Below are 23,018 nucleotides of genomic sequence, written 5' to 3' on the forward strand. Positions count from 1 at the left end.
CGTCCTCTTCATCAGGCGCCTACCACCCCTCAACGGGTTGACGCACGTGGTCACCGCCCAGGTTGGCTCCGAAGCCGGCATCCGGCGCGTCGTACGGCGCCGCCGGGTTCTCCTGCTCGGCAGGGGGCTGGCTCGGTTGCTCCTGGGGCTGCTCATTCTCGTCCTGATCGGGCTTGCCGGCGTCCGGCGCGGGCGACGTGGCCGGGGCCTGCCGGGCCGGGGGCTGCTGCGGGTTCGGCTCGGGCGCCATCCCCGGCCCCTGGTCGTGCGGCACCTGCTGGCTGGACGGCGTGGCGCCGTCGCCAGGGCGGGGATCGCCGTCGGAGTCCTCCGACAGCAGCTGCGGGAGCAGCACCGCCGCCACGACGACCAGTGTGACGCCGACGACGGCCAAGACCACCCAAGGCCACACCGCGCGTTTGACACCTTGCGGCTGATACGCCGGGGCGCCGGGGGTCGGTGTGGGCGGTCCGGGGGCGGACACCGGCATCATTGCAGGATGGGACGGTGGTCCCAGCGGGCCACCCGCGACCGGCAGGCCGCTCGGCGGGGTGCGGGTGACGCCGACCGGAGCAGGGGGCATGTGCCCGGCCCGCACCATCGCCACCGCGTTCGCGAACTCGCCTCCGTTGGCATACCGCTGTGCGGGGTCCTTCACCAACGTCGATTCGATCAGCGCGCGGACCGAGGGCGGCACGTCGGGCGGCAACGCCGGAGGGGTGTCCCGGATGTGCATCATGGCCACGGTCACCGCGCTGTCCGACACGAACGGACGGCGCCCGGCCAGGCACTCGTACCCGCACACGGCCAGCGAGTAGACGTCGCTGGCCGGCGTCGCCTCGTGGCCCATGGCCTGCTCGGGCGCGATGTAGTGCGCCGTGCCCATCACCATGCCGTTACGGGTCACCGGCGCCGCGTCGGCCGCCTTCGCGATGCCGAAGTCGGTGATCTTGACCGTCTCGGAACCGTCCGCCTCGCGGACCACCAGGATGTTGCCCGGCTTGACGTCCCGGTGCACCAAGCCGCGTTCGTGCGCGGCGTTCAACGCGCGCGCCGCCTGCTCCAGGATGGGCAGCAGCCGCTCCGGCGCGATCCGGCCCTCCCTGGCCAGGATGCCTGCCAGCGGCTCGCCGCTGACCATCTCCATCACCAGGTACGCCAGGTCGTTGCCCGGCTCGGTGCCGGGCACGCCGGATGACGCCTCGCCGTAGTCGTGCACCGCGGCGATCCCCGGATGGTTCAGCGACGCCGTGGTGCGGGCCTCGGTACGGAACCGGTGCAGGAACTCCGCGTCCCCGGACAGCTCGGCCTTGAGGATCTTGACCGCCACGGTGCGATCCAGCCGGGTGTCCGAGGCCTGCCACACCTCGCCCATGCCGCCCACCGCGATGCGGGTGTCCAGGCGGTAGCGGTCGGCGAGCAGCTGGCCGGCGGAGAGCGTCACTGGTCACCCTCCAATACCGCGGCCATGGTGATGCGGCCGATCTCCGAGGCCAGCGCGCCACCGGTGGCGGCCAGGTCACCGTGCTTGCCGCCGCTTTCCACGATCACCGCGACGGCCACTTTCGGGTCGTCGTACGGGGCGAACGCGGTGTACCAGGCGTGCGGCGGCGTCTCCTTCGGCCGCGCGCCGTGCTCGGCGGTCCCGGTCTTGGACGCGATCTTCAGGTGGGAGTAGGCGCCAGCGCCCCGCGTGTTCTGCTCGGACTTGATCATCATGTCGCGCAGTACCTCGGCATTCTCCGCGCTCAGCGCGGGCTCGCCGGTCAGCTCCTCCGGTTCGAACTCGTCCAGGCTGGACAGGGCCGGCGCCAGCAGTTCCCGCACCAACTGCGGCCGCATCGCCATGCCACGGTTGGCGATGGTCGCCGACAGCAACGCGTCCTGCAAGGGCGTCAGGCGAACGTCACGCTGCCCGATGGCCGCCTGGTACAGCTCGGCATCCGAGGCCAGCTCCCCGAGGTGCGACGGCACCACGCTCATCGGGATCTCCAGGTCGTCGATGCCGATGCCGAAGTTCTCCGCGGTCTCCCGCAGCTTGTCCGCGCCCAGTTCGGCGGCCAGTTTGGAGAAGGCGGTGTTGCACGAGTGGGCAAGCGCCGCTTCCAGCGTCGAGCCCGGGCACGGCGTGCCCGCGAAGTTCGACAGCGACGTCCTGGTGCCGGGCAGCACCACGCTGGCCGCCGACTCCACCTTGGTGTCCTTGGTCGCGCCGTTCTCCAGGGCCGCGGCGGCGACCACCAGCTTGAACGTCGACCCGGGCGGGTAGAACTCCTGGATCGCCCGGTTGCGCATCGGGTTGCCGTGCTCCCGGCAGCCGGAGTCGCTGTCCGGATCGCAGTTCCACCTGATCCACGCGCGTTCCTGCTTGCGGCCGTCGTGCGAGGCGAGCTGGTTCGGGTCGTAGCTCGGCACCGAGACCATGGCCAGGATCTCGCCGGTGTCCGGCCGCAGCGCCACCACCGCGCCGCGGTGGCCGCGCTCCACCATGGCCCGGTAGGCGGCCTCCTGCGCCCGCGGGTCGATGGTCAGTCGGACGTGGCCGCCCCGTGGGTCACGGCCGGTGAACATGTCCGACAGCCGCCGCACCAGCAGCCGGGGGTCGTTGCCCGCCAGGATCTCGTTCTCCGCGTGCTCCATGCCGCCGGAGCCGTAGCGCAGCGAGTAGTACCCGGTCACCGGCGCGAACATCGGGCCGTTCGGGTAGCGGCGCTGGTACTCGTACCGGCCGCCGGTGGCCCTGCTGTGCGCCAGGATCTTGCCGTCCCGCGCGATGATCTGCCCACGCTGCCGCGAGTACTCCTCCAGCAGCACGCGCTGGTTGCGCGGGTCGTCGCGGTAGTCGTCGGCATCGACCACCTGGATGTAGGTCGCGTTGGCCAGCAGCAGCGCGACCATCGCCAGCATGGCCAACCCGACGCGACGCAGCGGCGTGTTCATGACTTACCACCCGGCCCGTCCGGTGCCTGCACCATGACGGTGTGCTGCTCGGCGATCGCCGGCTGCTGCGGGCGCGGCTTCTGCGGCTTGCGTGGCCTGCGCGCCGCGTCGGAGATGCGGAGCAGCAACGCCACCAGTATGTAGTTCGCCAGCAGGGACGACCCGCCGTAGGACAAGAACGGCGTGGTGATACCGGTCATCGGGATGAGCTTGGTGACGCCGCCGACGATGATGAACACCTGCAGCGCGATGGCGAACGCCAGCCCGCCGCCGAGCAGCTTGCCGAACGTGTCGCGCACCGCGAGCGCGCCGCGCAGCCCGCGCATGGCCAGCAGCAGGTAGATCATCAGCACCGCGGCCAGCCCGACGAAGCCGAGCTCCTCGCCGATCGCGGCGGTGATGAAGTCGGTGTTGGCCGCGGGCACCGTCTCCGGCCTGCCGGAACCCAGCCCGGTGCCGAACACCCCACCGGTGCCCAGCCCGAACAGGCCCTGGGCGATCTGGTAGCCGCCGCCCGGCTGGTCGTAGGTGGCCAGCGGGTCGATCCAGTTCGCCACCCGCTGCTGCACGTGGGTGAAGAGCGAATACGCGATCACGCACCCGACGCTGAACAGGGTCAGGCCGAGCAGTACCCAGATGAACCGCTCGGTGGCCACGTACAGCAGCACCAGCACCACGCCGAAGAACAGCAGCGCGGGCCCGAGGTCCTTCTGCAGCACGAAGATGCCCAGGCACACCCCGGCGGCGATGACGATCGGCCCCATGTCCCGCGCCCTGGGCAGCTCCATGCCGAGCACCCGCTTCCCGGCGGACATGAACAGGTCCCGCTTGGAGACCAGGAACGCCGCGAAGAAGATCATCAGCAGGATCTTGGCGAACTCGCCGGGCTGGATGCTGAAGAAGCCGAGCTTGATCCACACCTTGGCGCCGTTGATCTCGGACAGCGACCGCGGCAGCAGCGCGGGAAGCGCCAGCGCGACGAGGCCGACCAGGCCGCACGTGTAGCCGTACCTGGTCAGGGTGCGGTGGTCCTTGATCAGGATGAGCACGGCGAGGAACAGGGCGAGCGCGATCGCCGTCCAGATCACCTGCTTCGGGGCGTCGCCGGTGTGTGTGGTGCCGATCTGTTCGGCTTTCGCCGCCAGCGCCAGGTCGATGCGGTAGATCATCACCAGGCCGAGCCCGTTGAGCACCGCCACGGACGGCAGGATCAGCGGATCGGCGTACGGCGCCCAGCGTCGCACCGCGACGTGCGCGATGAGGAAGACGCCGAAGTAGGCCAGGCCGTACCAGACGATGGCCCAGGTGAGCTCCTGCTCCTGGTTGGCTTCCACCAGCACCAGGGCGGACGTCATGATGACCGCGGCGAACCCGAGCAGCCAGGCCTCGGTGCCGCGACGTGTTGCGGGCTTACCGAGCGGGCCGATACCTGGGCTGGTGGCTGACCCGTCGCTCCTTCCACCCGCCAACCCGACCGGCCGGCTCATCAGCCACCGCCGCCGTCATCGGGACAACGTTGCGTGGGTGCCGCAGGCGCTTGCGTTTGGCCGTTGGCGTGGTTGCGGCCGCCGTCGCTGCCCTTCTGGCCGCTGTCACCGGGGGCATTGGTGGCGCTGTCGGGGGGCTTGATGCCACTGCCGCTCGGATCGCCGGTGCCGTCCTCGGGGGGTACGCAGTCCTTGACGAACTTGGTGCGCAGCGTGTGGATGTAGGTGCGGGCCTCGTCCAGGCTTTGCCGTTTCACTCCGCTGCGCAGCAGGTCCTGCACGTTCTCCTCGAGGTCGGCGGCCATCAGCGGCTCGCAGGCCGGGCCGTCCGCCGGGCCGCACGAGCGCTGCTCCAGGCTGCTCAGCTCGACGCCGAGGATGTCGCCCTGGATGCCGCGAAAAATCGACACCTCGCCGTCGTGGATCCCCACGTAGTACTGCTGGATGACGAAGTACCGCGTGGTGATCGCGGCCGCCGCCAGCACGACGATCGCGGTGGCCAGGCCGAACAGGAGCTTCCAGCGCTTGCGGCGCTTGGCGCGTGGGTCCGGGGGTTCCTCCAGCTGCAGCGGCTGCGGCGGAGGTGGCGGGGGCGAGGTGAGCGCGTGTGCCCGCGCCGCAGGCGAGTCGAGGCGGGGAGCCTCGTCCGTGCCGTCACCGGCGGCGCCGCCCACGATGGGCGCGTCGTCGCCGTAGTCGACGTCGACCACGTCGGCGACGATGACCGTCACGTTGTCCGTGCCGCCGCCCTTGAGCGCGAGCTCGATCATGCGATCGGCGCACTCCTGCGGGTCCGGGATCTGGATCGCCTCTTCCAGCGTCTCCTTCGAGACCATCCCGGACAGGCCGTCCGAGCAGAGCAGGTAGCGATCGCCCGCGCGCGCCTCCCGGATCGTCAGGCTCGGCTCCACCTCGTGTCCGGTGAGCGCCTTGAGCAGCAGCGACTTCTGCGGGTGGGACTCGGCTTCCTCTTCGGTGATGCGGCCTTCGTCCTGCAGCTTCTGCACGAACGAGTCGTCGTGCGTCATCTGGGTCAGCTTGCCGTCCCGCCACAGGTAGGCCCGTGAGTCGCCGATGTGCAGCAGGCCCAGCCGGTTGCCGGAGAACAGGATCGCGGTGAGCGTGGTGCCCATGCCCTCCAGCTCGGAGTCGGCGGCCACCAGCTCGGCGATGGCGCTGTTGCCGCCTGCGACGGACTCCCGCAGCTGGCCGAGCAGGTCGTCGCCCGGTTCGTCGTCGTCCAACGGCGCCAGGGCGGCGATGACCACCTTGCTGGCCACCTCGCCTGCCGCGTGCCCGCCCATGCCGTCCGCGACGGCGAGCAGGCGTGGTCCGGCGTACACCGAGTCCTGGTTGTTGGACCGCACCAGGCCCCGGTCACTGCGGGCCGCGTAACGAAGCACAAGGGTCATGGGCGAAGCTCGATCACCGTCTTGCCGATCCGGATGGGTACCCCAAGTGGCACTCGGAGTGGTGCTGTGACCTTAGCCCGGTCGAGGTAGGTGCCGTTGGTCGAACCCAAATCTTCCACGTACCAGTCGGTTCCGCGCAGCGACAACCGGGCGTGTCGGGTGGATGCGTAGTCGTCGTCGAGCACCAGTGTGGAGTCGTCCGCCCTGCCGATGAGGATGGGACGGCCGTCCAGCGCGATGCGGGTGCCTGCCAGTGCGCCGTGCGTGACGACCAGCTGGCGGGCGGTCTTGCGGCCGCCGATCGGCCGCTTGGCCTGCTTGTCCCGCCGTCCCGGCAACTCGACCCGCAGTCCGGACGCGGCGTAGAGGTCGGACCGGACCACCCGCAACGCCGCGAAGACGAACAACCAGAGCAAGGCGAGGAAGCCCGCTCTGGTCAGCTGCACGACGAGCTCTGGCATCGCAGTTGGTCCGCTTCCACTTCCGAGCCGGTAGGGGTGTATTCACGAGTATGCCCATGCCTGGTCGGCGGGTGTGCACCACCAGCAGAAAACAGGTCCGTGCCGGCATGCCACGAGGCATGTCGGAGGAAGGGCCGCGGTCACCGAGGGGGCGACCACGACACGGTGGACCAGCCGCTGCGGAGCGCCGCCGACCGGTGCCTCCCGCCAGGGGCAGGCTCAGCTGGGCGTCGTGCGGAAGGTCAACGACGAGTGACCGACCCGGATGACGTCGCCGTCCGCCAGCTGCCACGTCTGCACCGGGGTGCCGTTCACGGTCGTGCCGTTGGTCGACCCGATGTCGGCGAGCGTGGCGCTCTGGCCGTCCCAGGTGATTTCCAGGTGACGACGGGACACACCGGTGTCGGGCAGGCGGAAGTCGGCGTCCTGGCCGCGCCCGATGACGTTGCCGCCCTGCTTGAGGTTGTAGGTGCGGTTGGAACCGTCCTCCAGGTGCAGGGTGGCGGTCAACTGACGGCTGGTCTGGGTGGCCGGCGGCTGGTATCCGCCCTGGTCGTACCCGCCTTGGTCGTAGCCGGGCTGGCCGTACCCACCCTGGTCGTACCCGGGCTGGCCGTAGCCGCCCTGGTCGTACCCGCCTTGGTCGTAGCCGGGCTGGCCGTAGCCGCCCTGGTCGTAGCCGGGCTGGCCGTAGCCGCCTTGGTCGTAGCCGGGCTGGCCGTACCCACCCTGGTCGTACCCGGGCTGGCCGTAGCCGCCCTGCTGGTAACCACCTTGGTCGTACCCGGGCTGGGAGTAGCCGCCCTGGTCGTACCCGCCTTGGTCGTAGCCGGGCTGGCCGTAGCCGCCCTGGTCGTACCCGGGCTGGCTCTGTCCGTAGCCGTACTGGCCATGCTGGCCGTACGGGTCGGCCGGGTCGTATTGGCCGTAGCCGGGGGGCTGACTCATTACTCGGTCTCCTGCGTTGCCGGGTCTAGCTGACTGTGCTGACTGTCCCTCGTTCTTCCTCTGCACGTCGGGGTTCACGGAGGAACGTGTCCGGAACTGACCGGTGTGCAGCGCGTCATCGCGTTCAAGCGAGACTACGACCTCACCATAAGTGTCCCAACCGTGCTCCGCGAGATGCTCCGCGACGGCATTGGCCAGCGCGGTCGTGACACGCTGCTCATCACCTGCCATCTGGTCGTGATCGGAGGGGCCCAAGGACACAATGTAATGATTCGGCGCGAGTTGTCGACCGCCCGCGAGCTCGCGGATGTTGTCCTCGGCCTCTCGCTCCAGCGCGTGGGCAACCTCCTGGGTGACGACTCTTCCGCCGAACAGCCGGGCGAAGGTGTTTCCGACGAGGCGCTCAAGTCGCCGGTCAAAGCGCTCGACGCGGCCCACCGACTAGCCCTCCTTCACACCTTCTCCTCAACCACCTGATGGTATCCGTCGTCCCGGTCACCGGCAGCCGACGTGGGAAAACTTCACGCCTCCAGTGACCCGTACGGCCGGGGTCCTCGCCCCCGCCGACGGTGCCTGGACCTTGCCCGGGCATCGGCCTGGACCAGGCGAGGGACGGTCCTCACACCACTATGACCGCCCCGCTGTGCGGGGCCGAAACGGCACCGGTTAAGCTATGCAGGCATTCGTTGCTCGGGCGAGTGGCGGAATGGCAGACGCGCACGGTTCAGGTCCGTGTGTCCGAAAGGACGTGAGGGTTCAACTCCCTCCTCGCCCACCACAGAGGCCGAGGAACCCGGTACAGGTGCTGTACCGGGTTTTTTCGTGCCCGAAGGGCCGGGGTCGTGCGGGACCAGGGCGGCTCACCTCAGCTGTCCACGATGTCGTGCCCGATGGACCGGGTCGCGCCGTGATGATTGTCACCGCGACTGAGACCGTGGTCCGTGGCACGTCCGCTGCGGGTGCCTGGTGCTCCGGGGGGGGCAGCGCGCTTTCGTCCCCTGTCCGCGTTTGATCAGGGTGGCCGTACTCGCATCGGCCACCCGCGTTAATGCGAGTGGAGCCGGACGTGCGCTCGGACGGCCTCTTGTGACGGCAATGGCTCCATTCGGTTCGGGTGCGGCTTCCCGTCGCTGCTGATGTGGGCGAAGATCGCCGCGGTAAGTTGCCCCGCCGATCAGTGGAGGAGCTGCCCATGGCCACCAGCGGACGTCGCATCGAGATCACCACCGCCGACGGCACCGCCGAGGCATACCTGTCCCATCCGGAAGGCGGGACGTACCCGGGGGTGATCCTCTTCATGGACGCCATCGGTCTCCGGCCGCAGATCGAGTCGATGGCCGACCGCATCGCCGGTTGGGGGTACGTGGTGCTCGCGCCCAATGTCTTCTATCGGCACGGGCGGGCGGCCGATCTGGCCCCAAAGGGCGACCTTCGCCGGCCGGGCGAGCGCGAGCGGTTCATGCCTGCCGCGCTTCGGCTGGTCGAGCAGCACACGCCGGACAGGGCGGCGCGGGATTTCGAGGCGTATCTGGCAGCGCTTCGCGACGTCGAGCACGTCCGGCCCGGTCCCATCGGAACGGTCGGATACTGCATGGGCGGCCGGTTGGCGCTGCGCGCCGCAGCGCAGGCTCCGGACGATGTGGCCGCAGTCGGCATGTTTCACGTCGGTGGTCTGGTGACCGACGACGAGGACAGCGCCCATCTGTGCATCCCGCACGTGCGCGCCGAGGTGCTCGCGGGGTATGCCGACCAGGACGGGTCCATGCCGCAGGAGGCGATCGAGAAGGTCGCGGCCGACATGGCGGCGGCCGGAGTCCGCTATTCCGGTGCGGTCTACTCGGGCGCTCGGCACGGCTTCACCATGGCCGACACGTCGGTGTACGACGAGGCAGCGGCGGAACGCCACTACGAGGAATTGCAGGCGCTGTTCCGGCGGACACTCGGCTGACATCGGTACGGGCGATGCTCGCGGTCATCGCTGTCGCCGCGACCTGTCGCTCGGAGTTGCCGGTGCCCGTCGCTGTGGCCTTCGCCGATGGTGCGCACGATGACGACTCCACACCGAGCCGGAGCGGTGCGCGGACCCTGGTGTCGGACCGGAGCGTACGACCGGCACCACGCCGTCGGGCCGGAAGCGGGACGGGCACTGCTGTTGGACCGTCACCGTGTCAGTTCCCAGGTCAGTTCCGAGGCCAGTTCCCAGGTCAGTTCCGAGGCCAGTTCCCAGGTCAGTTCCGAGGCCAGTTCCCAGGTCAGTTCCGAGGTCAGTTCCGAGCAGGAGCGGTGTGGGGACCCTGGTGTCGGGCTGAGTGCAGGGCGGACACCACTGCCGGGCCGGGGGGCAGGGCGGGCGCTGCTGCTGGGCCGAAGCGCTGGACCGTGACTTCGGCTGCACGCTCACCCGTCCCACGGTCTTGCTCCGACGACGTCGCCGCCGGCGCCCGGTCCGACTGGTCCAACTGACAGTTGAGCCGCCGCACAACCGCCGGGCCGAGCGCTGGAAGGCCAGTGCGCCATTGCCGAGCCGAGTGCAGGCTTCCGAGTTCGATCACGTCGTGCACGACGGTCCTTGGTCGAGCGGCCGATGCGCCGTGGCCTGCTCACCGACATCGGTTTTGGGGCGACGGGCGGGACCGTCCCACTTCCGAGCCGGGGTGCAGGTCGACGCCACGCCAGGCCCGAGCGCTGGACCGCCGACGCTGCCGGGTCCGGGTGTTGGGCCGTCGCCGCCACTTCGGGCCCGGGCGCTGGGCCGTCAGTCCGCTCGCTGGGTGATGGCCTCGTGCAGCGCAAGGATGCGGCGCGCGTTGTCGACGTGCAGGTTCTCGATCATCCGCCCGTCGACTGTCACGACACCCTTGCCCTCGGCCTGCGCGGCTTCGAAGGCGGCGATGACTTTCCTGGAGTACTCGACTTCCTCCTCCGACGGTGCGAACGCCTCGTTGCACGGTTCGATCTGCGACGGGTGGATCAGCGTCTTGCCGTCGAACCCCATCTGCCTGCCCTGCCGGCACTCCGCGGCGAATCCCTCGGCGTCCTTCACGTCGTTGAAGACGCCGTCCAGGATGGCCTTCCCGGTGGCCCTGGCCGCCAGGACGGCCGTGGACAGCGCGCCGAGCAGCGGTCCCCGGCCGGGCACGAACTCGGCGTGCAGCTCCTTGGCCAGGTCGTTGGTGCCCATCACCAGCACGGTGAGCCGGGGCGACGCGGCGGCGATCTCCTCGGCGTGCAGCACCGCGACCGGGGTCTCCAGCATCGCCCAGATCGTGGTGTGCTCCGGCGCCCCGTTCAGCTCCAGCGCCCGCTCGATGTTGTGCACCTGGGCGGCCGAGTTGATCTTCGGCACCACGATGCCGTGCGGGCCGGCCTTGGCGGCCTCGCGCAGGTCGGCCTCGTGCCACTCGGTGTCCAACCCGTTGACCCGGATGGTGACCTCACGGGACCCGTACTCGCCGGAGGCAGCCGCGGCGCACACTCGCTCCCGCGCCTCTTCCTTGGCGTCCGGCGCCACCGCGTCTTCCAAGTCGAGGATCAGGGCATCCGCGGGCAGCGTCTTGGCCTTCTCCAGCGCACGCGCGTTGGCACCCGGCATGTAGAGCACCGACCGGCGCGGGCGGATCGACTGTCCGCTGTTTCGCTCCGCATCCCCGGTCTGCACCGGCTGCCCCGTCGTCCTCTCCGTCGCTTCGGTCACTGCCCCAGTGCCTCCTTGGTCGCCGCGTCGTAAGCGGCCTTCAGTTCCGGATCCCGTGCGGCCAGCTGGTCGGCCAGATCGGCGACCACCTTGCACTGCTTGAACGTGGCGTCGTCCTGCATCTTGCCGTCGATCATCACCGCCCCGGTGCCGTCCCCCATGGCGGCGATGACCCGGCGCGCCCATGCCACGTCCTTGGGATCCGGGGAGAACACCTTCTTGGCGATTTCGATCTGCACCGGGTGCAGGCTCCACGCCCCGACGCAGCCGAGCAGGAAGGCGTTGCGGAACTGGTCTTCACAGCCGACGACGTCCCGGATGTCCCCGTACGGACCGTAGTACGGCAGGATCCCGTGCATCGCACAGGCATCGACCATGCGCGCCACGGTGTAGTGCCAGAGATCCTGCTGGGCGGTGGTGCGGCCCTCGTGCAAGTCGTCCGACACCGGGTCGGTGCGCACCAGGTAGCCGGGGTGCCCGCCGCCGACCCGGGTGGTCTTCATCCGGCGGCTGGCGGCCAGGTCCGCCGGGCCGAGCGAGATGCCCTGCATGCGGGGGCTGGCGCCGGCGATCTCCTCGACGTTGGCCACCCCGCTGGCGGTCTCCAGGATCGCGTGCACCAGCAGCGGCTTGGTCAGTCCGGCGCGCGCCTCCAGCTGGGCCAGCAGCCGGTCCACGTAGTGGATGTCCTGCGGACCCTCCACCTTCGGGACCATGATCACGTCGAGCTTGTCGCCGATCTCGGTCACCAGCGTGATCAGGTCGTCCAGTACCCACGGCGAGTCGAGGCTGTTCACCCTGGTCCACAGCTGGGTCCCGCCCATGTCGGTCGACTTGGCCACCTCGACCAGGCCCGCCCGCGCGGCCTCCTTCCGGTCCGCCGCGACCGCGTCCTCCAGGTTGCCGAGCAGGACGTCCACCTTCGGTACCAGGTCCGGGACCTTGGCCCGCATCTTCTCGTTGCTCGGGTCGAAGAAGTGGATCATGCGGGAGGGCCGGAACGGGATCTCCCGCAGCGGCTCGGGGGCTCCGATGGCCAGGGGAGCGAAGAAGTCCTTCGGCGAACGCAATGCGACCTCCATGTCTGTGGCTTCGCCGGCCGGGCCGGGCGTGACCACCATAAGTCCGGCCGAGCCCGACGACCGAGAGTTCGGCGGCCAGGGGTGACAAACGCCTCGTATGCGCCTGATCGATCCAGAAAGCGCTGGTGGGGCACGGCGGAAGCTGGCGGAGAACCGCAGCGGCGGTCGCGGGTTTGGAGCGGAGGGTGGAGGGGGCTGTGGAGGCGGCAGGCTCTGAGGGGCTGCTGTGGACATTGAGGGCCCTGGGCGAGGCCGTGGACGCGGGGCGGGTCAGGCGGGAGATGCCGTCCGGAGGGCAGGCGAGAGATGCGGTCCGGAGGGCAGCGCGGCGCCGACGCGGGCCGGGCCGTCGCGACAAGCGCCGCCGGCCTACCGGATCGTGTCGGCACCCCGCTCGACGTGGGTGAGTGGCAAGTCCCGGATCGTGCCGACTGCCGGTCATCGCTGGTGACGGAGCGTGTCGGTTGTCCTCCCTTCACCGTGGTGCTCACCCTTACGGCCGCACCGTTGGACCGAAGATTTTCTGCCGTCCGTCGACCGGTTACCGACGCATCGATGCCGTCAATCGCACGCGTGCGGCTGGAGGGCAGACGAGCACGGGGCGGGCTTGGTACCCAAGGTGCTGGGTCGCTTTCACGGCGGCGCCACGAACATCACCGGGAGTAACCCGGGCCCGGCGCGAACGTCGGGAGGGCACGTTCGTACAGAGAGGTGGCCTCGTGCAGGTTCCCCAGGGACGCACCAGTTCAGACCCGCAAGAGCTTGCCGCGCGTCGTCGCCGTCGGCCCGCGCCGATCGGCGCCCCTGGGCCGCTGCCGACCGAACGCATCGATCTTGCCGCGGCCGCCGCCGAGCAGCTCGGCTGGGACGGTGTGGTGCTGCCGGAAGCCAACCTGTTCGGCCGCCGCGTCCACCTCATTGCCCGGCTGCGCACCGACGTGCACGCCGAACGCATCGCCACGGGCGTCGGCCCGGTCACCGACCGCGCCACCGTGGCGACCTGGATCTGGCCGGAGCTCGAGCGCACCGCGCCCGCGCCCGCGGTGGACGTCGTCGGCGCCGTCGCGGTGGCCCGGCACTGGCGGACGGCGCTGGCCTGGACGGTGCCGCTCACCCGCTACTTCCCGACCGCCGTCGTGCTGCCCTCCGCGACGCTGATGACTCACGACTACGTGAACAACTGCCTGCCGCGCGCCCGGGCGTACGGGATCGCGGTGCTGTCGGTCGACGAGTCCGCCGAGGTGCACCGGGACCTGGCGGGCGACAGCGGCCGGATCGTGCCGGCCAGCGACGCCAACAGCAGGTGGATCGACGAGGTGGCCTACGACCAGTTGTTGACCACCGCCGAAGTCTCTGCTTGCGTGAAGTAGTGCGTGTAGTCATTGCCGGCGGGCACGGAAAAATCGCCCGCAAGCTGTCAGCTTTGCTTGTCGCCCGCGGGGACGAGGCCGTGGGCATCATCCGTAATCCCGATCACGCCGACGATCTGTCCGGCGCGCAGCCGGTGGTGCTCGACCTGGAGGCGGCGTCGGTGGAAGACGTGGCCGACGCGGTGCGTGGCGCGGACGCGGCGGTGTTCGCCGCGGGAGCAGGCCCGGGAAGCGGCGCCGCGCGCAAGGACACCGTGGATCGAGCCGCCGCGGTGCTGTTCGCCGAGGCGTGCGAGCTCGCCGGGGTGCGGCGACACGTACAAATCAGTGCGATGGGCCTGGAGCGTGCCAGCCAACCGGACGTGGTCGGAGAGGTCTTCGCCGCGTATCTGACGGCCAAGGCGGCCGCGGAGGAGGACCTGCGCTCCCGCGATCTGGACTGGACGATCCTGCGCCCGGGCAGGCTCACCGACGACGAACCGATCGGAAAAGTGCACCTCGCCGAGTCCGTCGACTACGGCACCATTCCGCGCGCCGACGTCGCGGCGCTGCTGCTGGAGCTGCTGGACGAGCCGGGCACCACGCGGCAGACGCTGGAAGTGATCAGCGGTGATGTCGCCATCCCGCAGGCCGTGGCGGCGGTGGCGCGGGTCTGACCAGGCGACGACCTGGCCAATGATTGCTCGATCGAGCATCGAACGCCCTCCTCAGCGGGCCGGGAACTGCCTGATCCGCCGAAGCGCCGCAGTGCGTGCAGTTGGACCCGGCCGTCATCCAGGAGCGCGTTTGGTGATCTGGCCGGGAAAGCGGTAGCCGGGCGGGTGTCGCGCCGGGCAGCGAAGCATCGCAGCACCGGACGGAGCCGCTCGGCACCGCTGGCCAGCTCGGGCGGCGCCGCGGTCAGCCGAGCACTCGCTCCAGGTAGGCGTTGCCGAAGCGACGTTCCGGGTCGAGGGCGTCCCGCACCGCGAGGAAGTCGTCGAACCTCGGATACCGGCTGCGCAGCATCGCGGCGTCCAGGCTGTGCATCTTCCCCCAGTGTGGCCGGCCACCGACGCTGTTCACGATCGATTCGAAGACCGCGAAGTACTCGTCGTACGGCATGCCCTGGAACTGGTGCACGGCGATGTAGCCGCTGGCCCGCTGGTATCCGGTCGACAGCCAGATGTCGTCCGGTGCCGCCACCCGAATCTCCACCGGGAACGCAACGGGGGTGGACAGTTTCGCCACCGCCTTCCGCAGCTCGGTGATCACGCCGACGACTTCCTCGCGCGGCACGGCGTATTCGGACTCGACGAAGCGCACGTCGCGCCTGGTCACGAAGACCCGGTGCGACACGTCGCTGTACCGGCGCTCGGACAGCACGTTCGTCATCACCCGCTGCGCCGGCTTGGTCAGCTTCGGAACCGCCCGCAGCGTCCGGCACACCGCGCCGAACAGCTGGTTCTCGATCAGGCCGTACTCGACGTACTGCCTGGCCTTGTTCAACGGCCGCGGCTGTTCGCCGGCGGGCAGCCGGTTGTTCCGCTTGATCAGCGTCTTGTCGCTGTGCGGAAACCAGTAGAACTCGAAGTGGTCGTTCGACCTGATCTCGTCGTCGAACCGCTCCAGCACGGCATCCAGGCGGTCCGGCGCCTCCTGGGCAGCCAGCGCGAACGCAGGAACGCAGGTGATCGTGACCGTGCTGATGATGCCGAACGCGCCGAGGCCGACCCTGGCCGCGGCGAACAGCTCCGGGCGCTCGCTGGGTGAGCAGCGGACCACCGACCCGTCGGCGGTGACCAGCTCCAGCGCGGCGATCTGGGTGGCCAGCCCGCCGAACTTCGCGCCGGTGCCGTGAGTGCCGGTGGAGATCGCCCCGGAGATGGTCTGCTTGTCGATGTCGCCCATGTTCTCCATGGCCAGCCCCAGGGCGTCCAGGATGCGGTTCAGCTGGCGCAACGTCGTGCCCGCGCGCACGGTCACCTGCCGGGAGGCCATGTCGACGTCGACCACACCGGTGTACCGGCTCAGGTCCACCGCGTGGTCGTCGGTCGCGGCGATCGGCGTGAAGGAATGCCCGCTGCCCAACGGGCGGATGCGGCGCCCGGCGTTGGCGGCCGCTTTCACCGCGGTGACGATGCCGTCGAGATCCGATGGCCGGTGAACCACGCATGGCGCGGCCACGGCGGTCCCTGCCCAGTTCGACCACTGCCTCATGGCTGTCCGCCTGCCTTCGGTGTCGGAGTGCACAGCCGGATCATACGCGAAAACCTTTCATGTATGGCCGTTCGAGCGGGTACGCTTTCGTCCATGGTGAGCCCTCCGACCAGCGCTGCCCAGGTGTCCGACCGCTCTGCCCTGCGGCGGGCATACGACGCCGCGACCGCCGCAGTGGAGGCCCCGCTGGCCATCGTCGACCTGCGGGCGTTCGACGACAACCTCGCGACGCTGGCCGCTCGGGCGCACGGCAGGCCGATCCGGGTGGCCAGCAAGTCCGTGCGCTGCCGGTTTCTGCTGGATCGTGCGCTCAGCCACCCGGCGACCGAGGGCGTCATGGCGTATTCGCTGGCCGAGGCGCTCTGGCTGCACCGCAACGCCGTCTCCGACGACATCCTGGTCGGCTATCCCACGGTCGATGCCGCCGCGCTGCGTGCGCTGGCCGCGAGCCCGGAGGCGTGCTCGGCCATCACGTTGATGGTCGACTCCACCGACCACCTCGACCTGATCGAGAACGTGCTCGGCCGGAACCACCCGCCGTTGCGGGTGTGCATCGAACTGGACGTGTCCTGGCGGCCGCTGCCCGGCGTGCACATCGGGACACGGCGGTCGCCGGTGTTCACCGCGGTGCAAGCGGCCGCGCTGGCCCGCGCGGTGGTGGCCAGGGACGGATTCCAGCTGGTCGGGCTGATGGGCTACGAAGGCCAGATCGCCGGGGTCGGCGACAAAGCGGGCAATCCGATGAAGTCCGCGCTGATGCGGTCGATCCAGCGCCGGTCGGCTGCCGAGCTGACCGAGCGGCGCGGCGCCGCGGTCCGTGCCGTGCGGGCGGTCGCCGACCTGGAGTTCGTCAACGGCGGCGGCACCGGCAGCCTGGAGACCACCACGGCGGATCCGTCGGTCACCGAGGTCACCGCCGGGTCCGGGCTGATCGGCCCGACGTTGTTCGACCAGTACTCCCGGTTCCGTCCGCAACCGGCGGTGGTGTTCGCCCTGCCCGTGGTGCGCAAACCGGCGCCGGACGTGGCGACCCTGTTCGCCGGCGGCTACATCGCCTCGGGCCCGCCGGGGCCGGACCGGCAGCCTGCGCCTTACCTGCCGGACGGGTTGAAGCTCACCGCGCTCGAGGGCGCGGGCGAAGTGCAGACGCCGGTGGTGGGGTCGGCGGCGCGTCAGCTGGCCGTCGGTGACCGAGTGTGGATGCGGCACGCCAAGGCAGGCGAGCTCGCCGAACGGTTCGACGCCTACCACGTGGTCGTGGGCGACAAGGTGGAGGAGGTCGTGCCGACCTATCGCGGCGAGGGTGTGAACTTCGGCTGACAGCAGGCACCGCAGCCGTCGCTGATCAATTCGGTTGCCGTGGGGTGGCCGGTCGGGTAAGGGTCGGGGTATGCCCAAGCCGCCCGAGAACTGGCTCCGGGCGTGGCGGATGGACGACGCGCCGATGCTGCTTGCCGCCGCCCAGGAGCCGTCCCTGCAGCAGCAGTTCGTCCAGCCGATCTCATCACTGGACGAGGCCGAGAAGTGGATCCAGGATCGTGGCGCGGACAGCGCCGCGGGCACCGCACACGCGTGGGCGATTTGCGGCGAGAACGACGAGGCGCTCGGCCTGGTGACCGTCTCGCACATCGAGCCGCGCCACTCCACCGGATGGGTCGCCTACTGGTTGCTGCCGCAGGCGCGCGGCAAGGGACTGGCGGTGCGCAGCGTGCGCGCGATCTCCCGATGGGCGTTCGACGAGCTCGGCCTGTTCCGCCTCGAGCTGGGACACCGGGTGGACAACACCGCTTCGTGCCGGGTCGCGCGCGCCGCCGGATACGCCGCCGAAGGGATCGAGCGGTCCCGGCTGCGCTACGGCGACAAACGCTACGACGTCGAGCGGCACGCGCGCCTGGCCACGGACCCGGAGCCGGGCGAGGTCACTGGCCGAAACGGCTTTCCAGGTAGATCTTGATCAGGTGCTTGGTCTCCTCGATGACGGCCGGATCGCCCTTCGGGTCGGCCCGGAACGCGTACTTCAACAGCGCGTCCGCGACCTCCACCGCCACCTTGATCGGCGCCACCACCTGCTCCGGCGGTAGGTCGATCCGCCCGGTGAGCAGCTCCATCAGCGCCTCGGCGACCACGTCGTTGTTGGTGCGGCTGCCGTCCAGCAACCGGGGGTCCACCGCGTCCCCGAAGTGGATGCGGGAGAAGCCGGGCGTCTCGTGGTGCATCTCCAGGTAGATGTCCAGCAGCCCGTCCACCACGTCCCACCAGTGCTGGTGATCGACCGCCGCCAGCCGTTCGGCGGCCAGCGACATGAAGCGCTCCAGGTTGCGCTGGGTCAGCGCCTGCACCACGGCCCGCTTGTCCGGGAAGAACTGGTACAGCGAGCCCACCGCGACACCTGCTCGCTTGGCGATCGCCGTGGTGGTGAGCCGTTCGTAGCCGACTTCGTCGAGCAGCTCGGCCGCGGCGTCCAGCATGCGCGCCACGCGCAACGCGCTGCGCTGCTGCACCGGTTGCCGCCGAAGCGACGTGAGCTGCTCTCCTACCACGCGGTTCCACCCCCAACGTTCGGGCTCTCCTGCGCCCAACTCTAGAGCAGCGCGCACGACACGAATGGGGTAGCGCAGCTGGTAAGACGACGAACGGGACACATGCCTCGACCACACGGGTCCACGGGCCGGTGCCGGTCGGGGGAGAGGTGCACTGCGGCACCGGCCCGTGGATGTCGGGGTAAGGGGCGGGGAGGGAACATGCCGGCCGTCAGCGGAGTCCGTCCGCGGGGGCGGTGGACGGTCGCTGCGGGGGAACCGGCCGGCGATGCGATCAGCCGGAATGCAATCCGGCGGTGGACACACCGGCGCGCAGGGCACGTCGTCCGGGGTGGACGGCGGGTCGGGGCTGGTGCTGCGCTGACCGGTGGTCGCGCTGGTGCGGCGGGTGCGGGGCCAGACCGCCGGCGACCAGGTGCTCGTGCGCGGCCTGCCACACCGAGCACGGCGCCTTGCACCGGCGCCAGCGGGTCGAGCAGGTCGGACAGTCGCCGCGCTCGTCGGGCTCGTGGGACCGGAGAATCGCCTTCCACGCCTCGGTCAGCCGGGGAAGTTCGGAACGGGCGACCGAGACCAGCGACGGGGCGTCGGCGCGCTCGGCCAGATCGGAGAGCATGTCCAGCCGCTCCCAGACGGCATTGCGGAGCACCTGCCCCAGGATCGTGTCCACTGCTGTCGTCACCTCTCCGCAAGTCTGGCCGCTTCGTGCAACACGGCCGCGAGCTGACCGACCTGGCTCGGCGTCATCCGCGCCGTCTCGCCCGGTGGCCCGCTGACCACGACCTGATCGCCGTCGACGAACACGGTCACGCACCGGTCGCGGCCGATCATGTCGCCGCACGCGATGCGCCAGACGACGTGACCGTTCTCCACCTCACGGATGACGTCACCGGCGCCGGTCCGTGTCCCTGGCGACCCGGTGCCTGCCGCCGGGGCGGGCCTGCGGGCCGGAGCGGCGTGTGGGGCCGGGCCGGTGCGCGGCAGCGGGTGCACCCGGCTCGGCCGGGGACCAACGGGGCTCGTACGCCGGGTTGCCGTACCGCCGACCAAGTCCACTGATGTCACTCCGCTCTCGCCTTGCCTTCGGTTGCTGTCCGGCTCGGTGCGCCGCCGTCGCGGATGCGCACGGTGCCTGCCGTCGCTGTGTGTGGCCGGCCGTGCACACCGGGCCCGAATTCAAGAGTGCGATGCCGCACTCGCCCCGCGTGGGCGACAAGCGCTGGGCGGTACCAGGGCGCCGACGAGCGGTCGATCGAGTTCGGCTGGCCCGATCAGAGTGGAGTTCGGGCTGTTCGCGTGGTCGAATGGAGCTGCTTACGCTGCTTGTCAGTCCCACGACGAGGATGCCTGTCCATGGATGCCAGCGAGGAAAAGGTCGCCAACCTGGTCTCCGAGAAGGTCTGGGAGACCAAGGAAATGCGGGAAGCGCTAGCGGCACGGGACATCAGCAAGGTGTACCTGTTGCTGCGCAAGGAAGGCATTTCCCAGCGCCAGATCGCCGCGGCGACCGGTCAGTCGCAGTCCGAGGTGTCGGAAATCCTCAAGGGTCGTCAGGTGATGGCCTACGACGTGCTGGTGCGCATCGCCGAGGGCCTCGGCATCCCCAGGGGCTACATGGGGCTGGCCTACGACGAGGCCACCCAGATCACGGTCGTCGGTGCGGCCGACGAGCAGCAGGCTGAGGAGGACGAGGCGGTGAAACGACGGAGGTTTCTCGCGCACGCCGCACAGGTCACCATGGGGGCCACGGTGTTCGCTGCGGACTCCGGGTCGTGGACTGCGCCCCGACCGGCGGTGACGCCGGCCCCGAACCGCATCGGGATGGCCGACGTCCGTCAGGTCGAAGCAGCGACGCGAGCGCTGCGCGCGCTCGACTACCAGTACGGCGGCGGCTTCTGCCGGGACGCCGTGATCGCCCAGCTGGGCTGGGGCCAGCAGATGCTCAACGCCTCCGCGACCGAGCAGGTGAAATCGCGGCTCTACGTGGCGCTCGCCGACCTGCACAACCTGGCGGGCTGGACCTCGTTCGACACCGGCCTGGTCGACTCGGCGCGCTCGCACTTCGCCAAGGCGCTCGAGCTGGCCAAGGAAGGCGGCAGCCACCAGTTGGTGGCCAACATCCTGTACCGGATGGGCCGGGTGTACTTGCACTACGAGTCGCCGGACGACGCGCTGAAGATGTTCCAGCTGGGGCAGATCGCCGCGCAGGAGTCCGGCTCGCAGTTGTCGGTCGCCGTGCTGTGCGCCAACGAGGCGTGGGCGTACGCGATGATGGGCAACGAGGAGCAGGCGCTGAAGCTGCTCGGCATGACCAAGGACACGTTCGCCCGGGCCTCCGGGGAAGACGTCCCGGCGTGGGCGCAGTTCTTCAACCAGACCGACGTGCACGCGATGATCGGCACGGTGCACACGGTGCTGGCCCAGCACCCCGGCAAGACCGAGCACACCAAGTACGCCATCCCCGCGCTGACCAGGGCGATCGAGAACTACGGCGACGACATGGCGCGGAGCAAGGCGTTCAACCTGAGCGCGCTGGCCACCAACCACCTGCTGGAGGGCGACATCGACCACGGCGCCAAGGTGGGCAGGGCGGCGCTGGAATGCGCGGAGAGCCTCAAGTCGGCCCGCGTCAAGGACCGGATGAAGCCGCTCAAGCGGGAGGCGGAGCGGCGGATGAACAACCCGGACGCACGGGACCTCGCCGAGCGCATCAACGCATTCTTCGCGGCGTGACCTTCCGGCGTCCCTGGGTGGGGGAGCGACCGCATGCAGCGGGAACCGCGCTTCACGCCGGACAAGTTGCAGGCCGCGCTGCGCGCGGTGTGCCAGCGGCTGGGCGTCGACCATCACGGGGCGCGGCTGCTGCGGTTCACCAACAACGCGGTGTACGCGCTGGCCTCGATCCCCGCCGTGGTGCGCATCGTCGGCTCCCGGACGTTGATGCACCGGGCCGCCAAAGTGGTGCGGCTGGCCGAACACCTCGAGCGGCACGGGGTGCCCGCGGTGCGGCTGTACCCGGGCGTTTCCCAGCCGGTGCTCGGCGACGACCCGGTGTTCACCGCCACCGTGTGGCAGTGGGTGGAACCGGCCGGGCGCAGCGCCACCCCGGTCGAGCTGGCCGAGCTGCTGAAACGACTGCACGCGGTGCCGCTGCCGGACATCGGGCCGTGGACGCCGCTGGCGGACGTGCAGGCCCGGCTGCAGGACGCCGAGGAACTGGATCCGGACGACCGGGCGTTCTTGCTGCGCGAGTGCGCACGGATCGAGCGGCGGCTGGCCGAGCTGCAGTTCCCGCTCGGTGACGCGGTGGTGCACGGCGACGCCCACCTGGGCAACGTGCTGGTCGGCCCGGACGGGCCGGTGTTGTGCGACTTCGACTCGGCAGGCATCGGCCCACGGATCTGGGACCTGGTCCCGGTGGCGGTGGGCGGGCAGCGGTTCGGCGAGCCGGCAGCGGTGCATCGTGCGCTGGCCGACGCCTATGGGTTCGACGTGCTCAGCTGGCCCGGGTACCCGGTGCTGCGGGCGGTGCGCGAACTGAAGCTCACCACCAGCGTGCTGCCGACGCTGCGCAGCAACCCTCAGGTGCGGCCGGAGCTGTACCGGCGGCTGGCCGACTTGCGGGCTGGCCGCTCGCAGACGGTGTGGACCCGCTATCGCTAGCCACACGCGTTTTCATCCGTACTCCAAACGGGTTCATTCACCGATGGATTCGTGCCGCTCACCGCTCGCCGGAAACGGTGCCTCGATGAGGTGAATGTTCGGCCCGGCTAGTCACCCCGGGTGGCCCTGGCGCGATGTCTCCGGGAAGGTGACCGCTCGTCCGGAGAGGGCCGTCAGGAGACCGGGGAGCGGGCCAGCACCACGGCAAGGCCGAACGCCACACCCATGACGGCCACTTCGGCGGCGGCCCAGGCCACGAACGCCGACTTCTTGTGGGCGGCGATGGCGGGCAGCAGCCACCACCGCATGCGGGCGCCGAACACGCCCAGCCCGGCCATGCACAGCAGCTTGCCGATCACCAACAGGCCGTACGGGGTGGTGAACAGGGCTTCCCAGAACTGCATGAACGGCTGGCTGAGCAGTTCCACCAGTGCGTTGAACAGCCCGGTGCCCGCCACCACGAACAGGCACACCCCCGCCAGCTTGGAGAACCGCGGCAGCGCGGTGGCCAGCAAGCCACGGTTGCCTGCCAACAGCACGGCCAGCACCGCCAGTCCGCCGGTCCACGCCGCGGCGGCCATCACGTGCAGCTCGATCGAGATGGTGGTGTAGTCGTGGTACTCCCACGACGACGAGTGACCGGTGATCGGCAGCGGCAGCAGCGCGAACAGAGCCAGCCCGATGCGTGCTTCGGCGGGGATGCGTTCGCCGCGCCGCACCGCCAGCACGTCCAGCACACAGTGCGCGAAGGCGAGCCCGGCCACGATGAGCAGCGCCTTGCCCGCCCCGACTTCGGAGACGTAGCCGGCCACCTCGTCCATCCCCAGGGCACCGGCCGAGCCGCGGTATTCCGCGGTCTGCAGCAGCAACGCCACCAGCGCGCTCACCGACCACACCAGGGCGGCGGCGACCGCGGTGCTGCGGGCCGGGCGCAGCACCGGCTCGGTGAGGTCCGGCCGGTCGTAGCCGAGCAGTATCGGCAGCAGGCAGACGCCGATCGTGGTGACCGCGGCGACGTTGAGCAGCGTGCGCACCAGCGGGATCGCGACCAGGACCACCGGCCCGGGGTCGGCGAGGCCGGGGATCGGGGTCAGGCTGACCACCGACAGCCCGAGCAGGGTGCCGAGCAGCGCACCGGTCACGCCGGTGATCACGGCCGGGTACTGCGGGCGGGCCGGGGTCCTGGTCGCTTCCGTCATCGTCGTCCTCGGGTGCGTGGGGT

At 70.2% G+C, this 23,018-nt stretch carries 20 protein-coding genes and 1 tRNA gene; 8 read left to right on the plus strand and 13 right to left on the minus strand.

Annotated features, from left to right (window positions below; genetic code table 11):
- Positions 1 to 19: 19 nt before the first annotated feature.
- The 6 genes from CXP56_RS16815 to CXP56_RS16840 form a co-directional block, all read right to left on the minus strand.
- Positions 20 to 1,444 carry a protein kinase domain-containing protein gene (locus tag CXP56_RS16815; RefSeq protein WP_084609141.1) on the minus strand — a complete coding sequence of 475 codons (1,425 nt, stop codon included), beginning with the start codon at positions 1,442 to 1,444 and terminating at the stop codon, positions 20 to 22.
- On the minus strand, positions 1,441 to 2,940 hold the full coding sequence (locus tag CXP56_RS16820) for a peptidoglycan D,D-transpeptidase FtsI family protein (protein ID WP_286901879.1): 1,500 nt from the start codon (positions 2,938 to 2,940) through the stop codon (positions 1,441 to 1,443). The genes CXP56_RS16815 and CXP56_RS16820 overlap by 4 nt, the downstream gene beginning before the upstream one ends.
- Complete coding sequence (locus CXP56_RS16825; RefSeq protein ID WP_028847395.1) at positions 2,937 to 4,427, minus strand: FtsW/RodA/SpoVE family cell cycle protein; 1,491 nt, start codon at positions 4,425 to 4,427, stop codon at positions 2,937 to 2,939. The genes CXP56_RS16820 and CXP56_RS16825 overlap by 4 nt, the downstream gene beginning before the upstream one ends.
- Positions 4,427 to 5,839 (minus strand): PP2C family protein-serine/threonine phosphatase, encoded by a 1,413-nt coding sequence (locus CXP56_RS16830; RefSeq protein ID WP_286901882.1) that lies wholly within the window; start codon positions 5,837 to 5,839, stop codon positions 4,427 to 4,429. Before CXP56_RS16830 ends, CXP56_RS16825 begins: the two co-directional genes overlap by 1 nt.
- On the minus strand, positions 5,836 to 6,300 hold the full coding sequence (locus CXP56_RS16835; protein ID WP_028847394.1) for an FHA domain-containing protein FhaB/FipA: 465 nt from the start codon (positions 6,298 to 6,300) through the stop codon (positions 5,836 to 5,838). The genes CXP56_RS16830 and CXP56_RS16835 overlap by 4 nt, the downstream gene beginning before the upstream one ends.
- Positions 6,301 to 6,519: 219 nt before the next feature.
- A complete protein-coding gene (locus tag CXP56_RS16840; RefSeq protein ID WP_286901884.1) occupies positions 6,520 to 7,686 on the minus strand; it encodes an FHA domain-containing protein in 1,167 nt (388 codons plus the stop codon).
- Positions 7,687 to 7,940: 254 nt separating this feature from the next.
- On the opposite strand from CXP56_RS16840, the gene CXP56_RS16845 reads away from it, so the two are divergent.
- Positions 7,941 to 8,026, plus strand: a tRNA-Leu gene (locus CXP56_RS16845).
- 414 nt (positions 8,027 to 8,440) lie between these two features.
- Positions 8,441 to 9,196 (plus strand): dienelactone hydrolase family protein, encoded by a 756-nt coding sequence (locus CXP56_RS16850; RefSeq protein WP_286901886.1) that lies wholly within the window; start codon positions 8,441 to 8,443, stop codon positions 9,194 to 9,196.
- Between the two features lie 807 nt (positions 9,197 to 10,003).
- On the opposite strand, the gene CXP56_RS16855 is transcribed toward CXP56_RS16850, so the two are convergent.
- Complete coding sequence (locus CXP56_RS16855) at positions 10,004 to 10,867, minus strand: HpcH/HpaI aldolase/citrate lyase family protein (protein WP_028848240.1); 864 nt, start codon at positions 10,865 to 10,867, stop codon at positions 10,004 to 10,006.
- A gap of 71 nt (positions 10,868 to 10,938) precedes the next feature.
- A complete protein-coding gene (locus tag CXP56_RS16860; protein WP_028848241.1) occupies positions 10,939 to 12,012 on the minus strand; it encodes an HpcH/HpaI aldolase/citrate lyase family protein in 1,074 nt (357 codons plus the stop codon).
- A 731-nt stretch (positions 12,013 to 12,743) separates the two neighbouring features.
- Here CXP56_RS16860 and CXP56_RS16865 point away from each other — a divergent pair.
- Both CXP56_RS16865 and CXP56_RS16870 read left to right on the plus strand, forming a co-directional pair.
- On the plus strand, positions 12,744 to 13,394 hold the full coding sequence (locus tag CXP56_RS16865; protein WP_051310296.1) for a hypothetical protein: 651 nt from the start codon (positions 12,744 to 12,746) through the stop codon (positions 13,392 to 13,394).
- Entirely contained in the window at positions 13,394 to 14,050 is a 657-nt protein-coding gene (locus CXP56_RS16870) for an SDR family oxidoreductase (protein ID WP_028848243.1), read from the plus strand. The genes CXP56_RS16865 and CXP56_RS16870 overlap by 1 nt, the downstream gene beginning before the upstream one ends.
- 244 nt (positions 14,051 to 14,294) lie before the next feature.
- Here CXP56_RS16870 and CXP56_RS16875 read toward each other — a convergent pair whose 3' ends face one another.
- Positions 14,295 to 15,593, minus strand: coding sequence for a D-arabinono-1,4-lactone oxidase (locus CXP56_RS16875; RefSeq protein ID WP_028848244.1), 1,299 nt, complete (start codon positions 15,591 to 15,593; stop codon positions 14,295 to 14,297).
- 93 nt (positions 15,594 to 15,686) lie between these two features.
- Here CXP56_RS16875 and CXP56_RS16880 point away from each other — a divergent pair, with 93 nt between their 5' ends.
- Together CXP56_RS16880 and CXP56_RS16885 are read left to right on the plus strand one after the other, a co-directional pair.
- Entirely contained in the window at positions 15,687 to 16,913 is a 1,227-nt protein-coding gene (locus CXP56_RS16880; protein WP_051310297.1) for an alanine racemase, read from the plus strand.
- Positions 16,914 to 16,983: 70 nt separating this feature from the next.
- Complete coding sequence (locus CXP56_RS16885; RefSeq protein WP_051310298.1) at positions 16,984 to 17,547, plus strand: GNAT family N-acetyltransferase; 564 nt, start codon at positions 16,984 to 16,986, stop codon at positions 17,545 to 17,547.
- On the opposite strand, the gene CXP56_RS16890 is transcribed toward CXP56_RS16885, so the two are convergent.
- The 3 genes from CXP56_RS16890 to CXP56_RS16900 form a co-directional block, all read right to left on the minus strand.
- Positions 17,513 to 18,133 (minus strand): TetR/AcrR family transcriptional regulator, encoded by a 621-nt coding sequence (locus CXP56_RS16890; RefSeq protein ID WP_028848246.1) that lies wholly within the window; start codon positions 18,131 to 18,133, stop codon positions 17,513 to 17,515. The genes CXP56_RS16885 and CXP56_RS16890 overlap by 35 nt on opposite strands.
- 274 nt (positions 18,134 to 18,407) lie before the next feature.
- Positions 18,408 to 18,803 (minus strand): hypothetical protein, encoded by a 396-nt coding sequence (locus CXP56_RS16895; protein ID WP_028848247.1) that lies wholly within the window; start codon positions 18,801 to 18,803, stop codon positions 18,408 to 18,410.
- Positions 18,804 to 18,811: 8 nt separating this feature from the next.
- A complete protein-coding gene (locus tag CXP56_RS16900) occupies positions 18,812 to 19,006 on the minus strand; it encodes a hypothetical protein (RefSeq protein ID WP_156899275.1) in 195 nt (64 codons plus the stop codon).
- 480 nt (positions 19,007 to 19,486) lie between these two features.
- Between CXP56_RS16900 and CXP56_RS16905 the strand changes: the two genes are divergently transcribed.
- Entirely contained in the window at positions 19,487 to 20,866 is a 1,380-nt protein-coding gene (locus CXP56_RS16905) for a helix-turn-helix transcriptional regulator (RefSeq protein ID WP_028848249.1), read from the plus strand.
- A 33-nt stretch (positions 20,867 to 20,899) separates the two neighbouring features.
- On the plus strand, positions 20,900 to 21,796 hold the full coding sequence (locus CXP56_RS16910; RefSeq protein ID WP_028848250.1) for a phosphotransferase enzyme family protein: 897 nt from the start codon (positions 20,900 to 20,902) through the stop codon (positions 21,794 to 21,796).
- 173 nt (positions 21,797 to 21,969) lie between these two features.
- On the opposite strand, the gene CXP56_RS16915 is transcribed toward CXP56_RS16910, so the two are convergent.
- The gene (locus CXP56_RS16915) at positions 21,970 to 22,995 is read right to left on the minus strand and encodes a CopD family protein (protein WP_286901895.1); all 1,026 of its coding nucleotides are present in this window, start codon (positions 22,993 to 22,995) and stop codon (positions 21,970 to 21,972) included.
- Positions 22,996 to 23,018: the final 23 nt, after the last annotated feature.

Origin of the sequence: Thermocrispum sp., assembly GCF_002919275.1 — a bacterium.
GTDB classification, from domain to species: domain Bacteria; phylum Actinomycetota; class Actinomycetes; order Mycobacteriales; family Pseudonocardiaceae; genus Thermocrispum; species Thermocrispum agreste.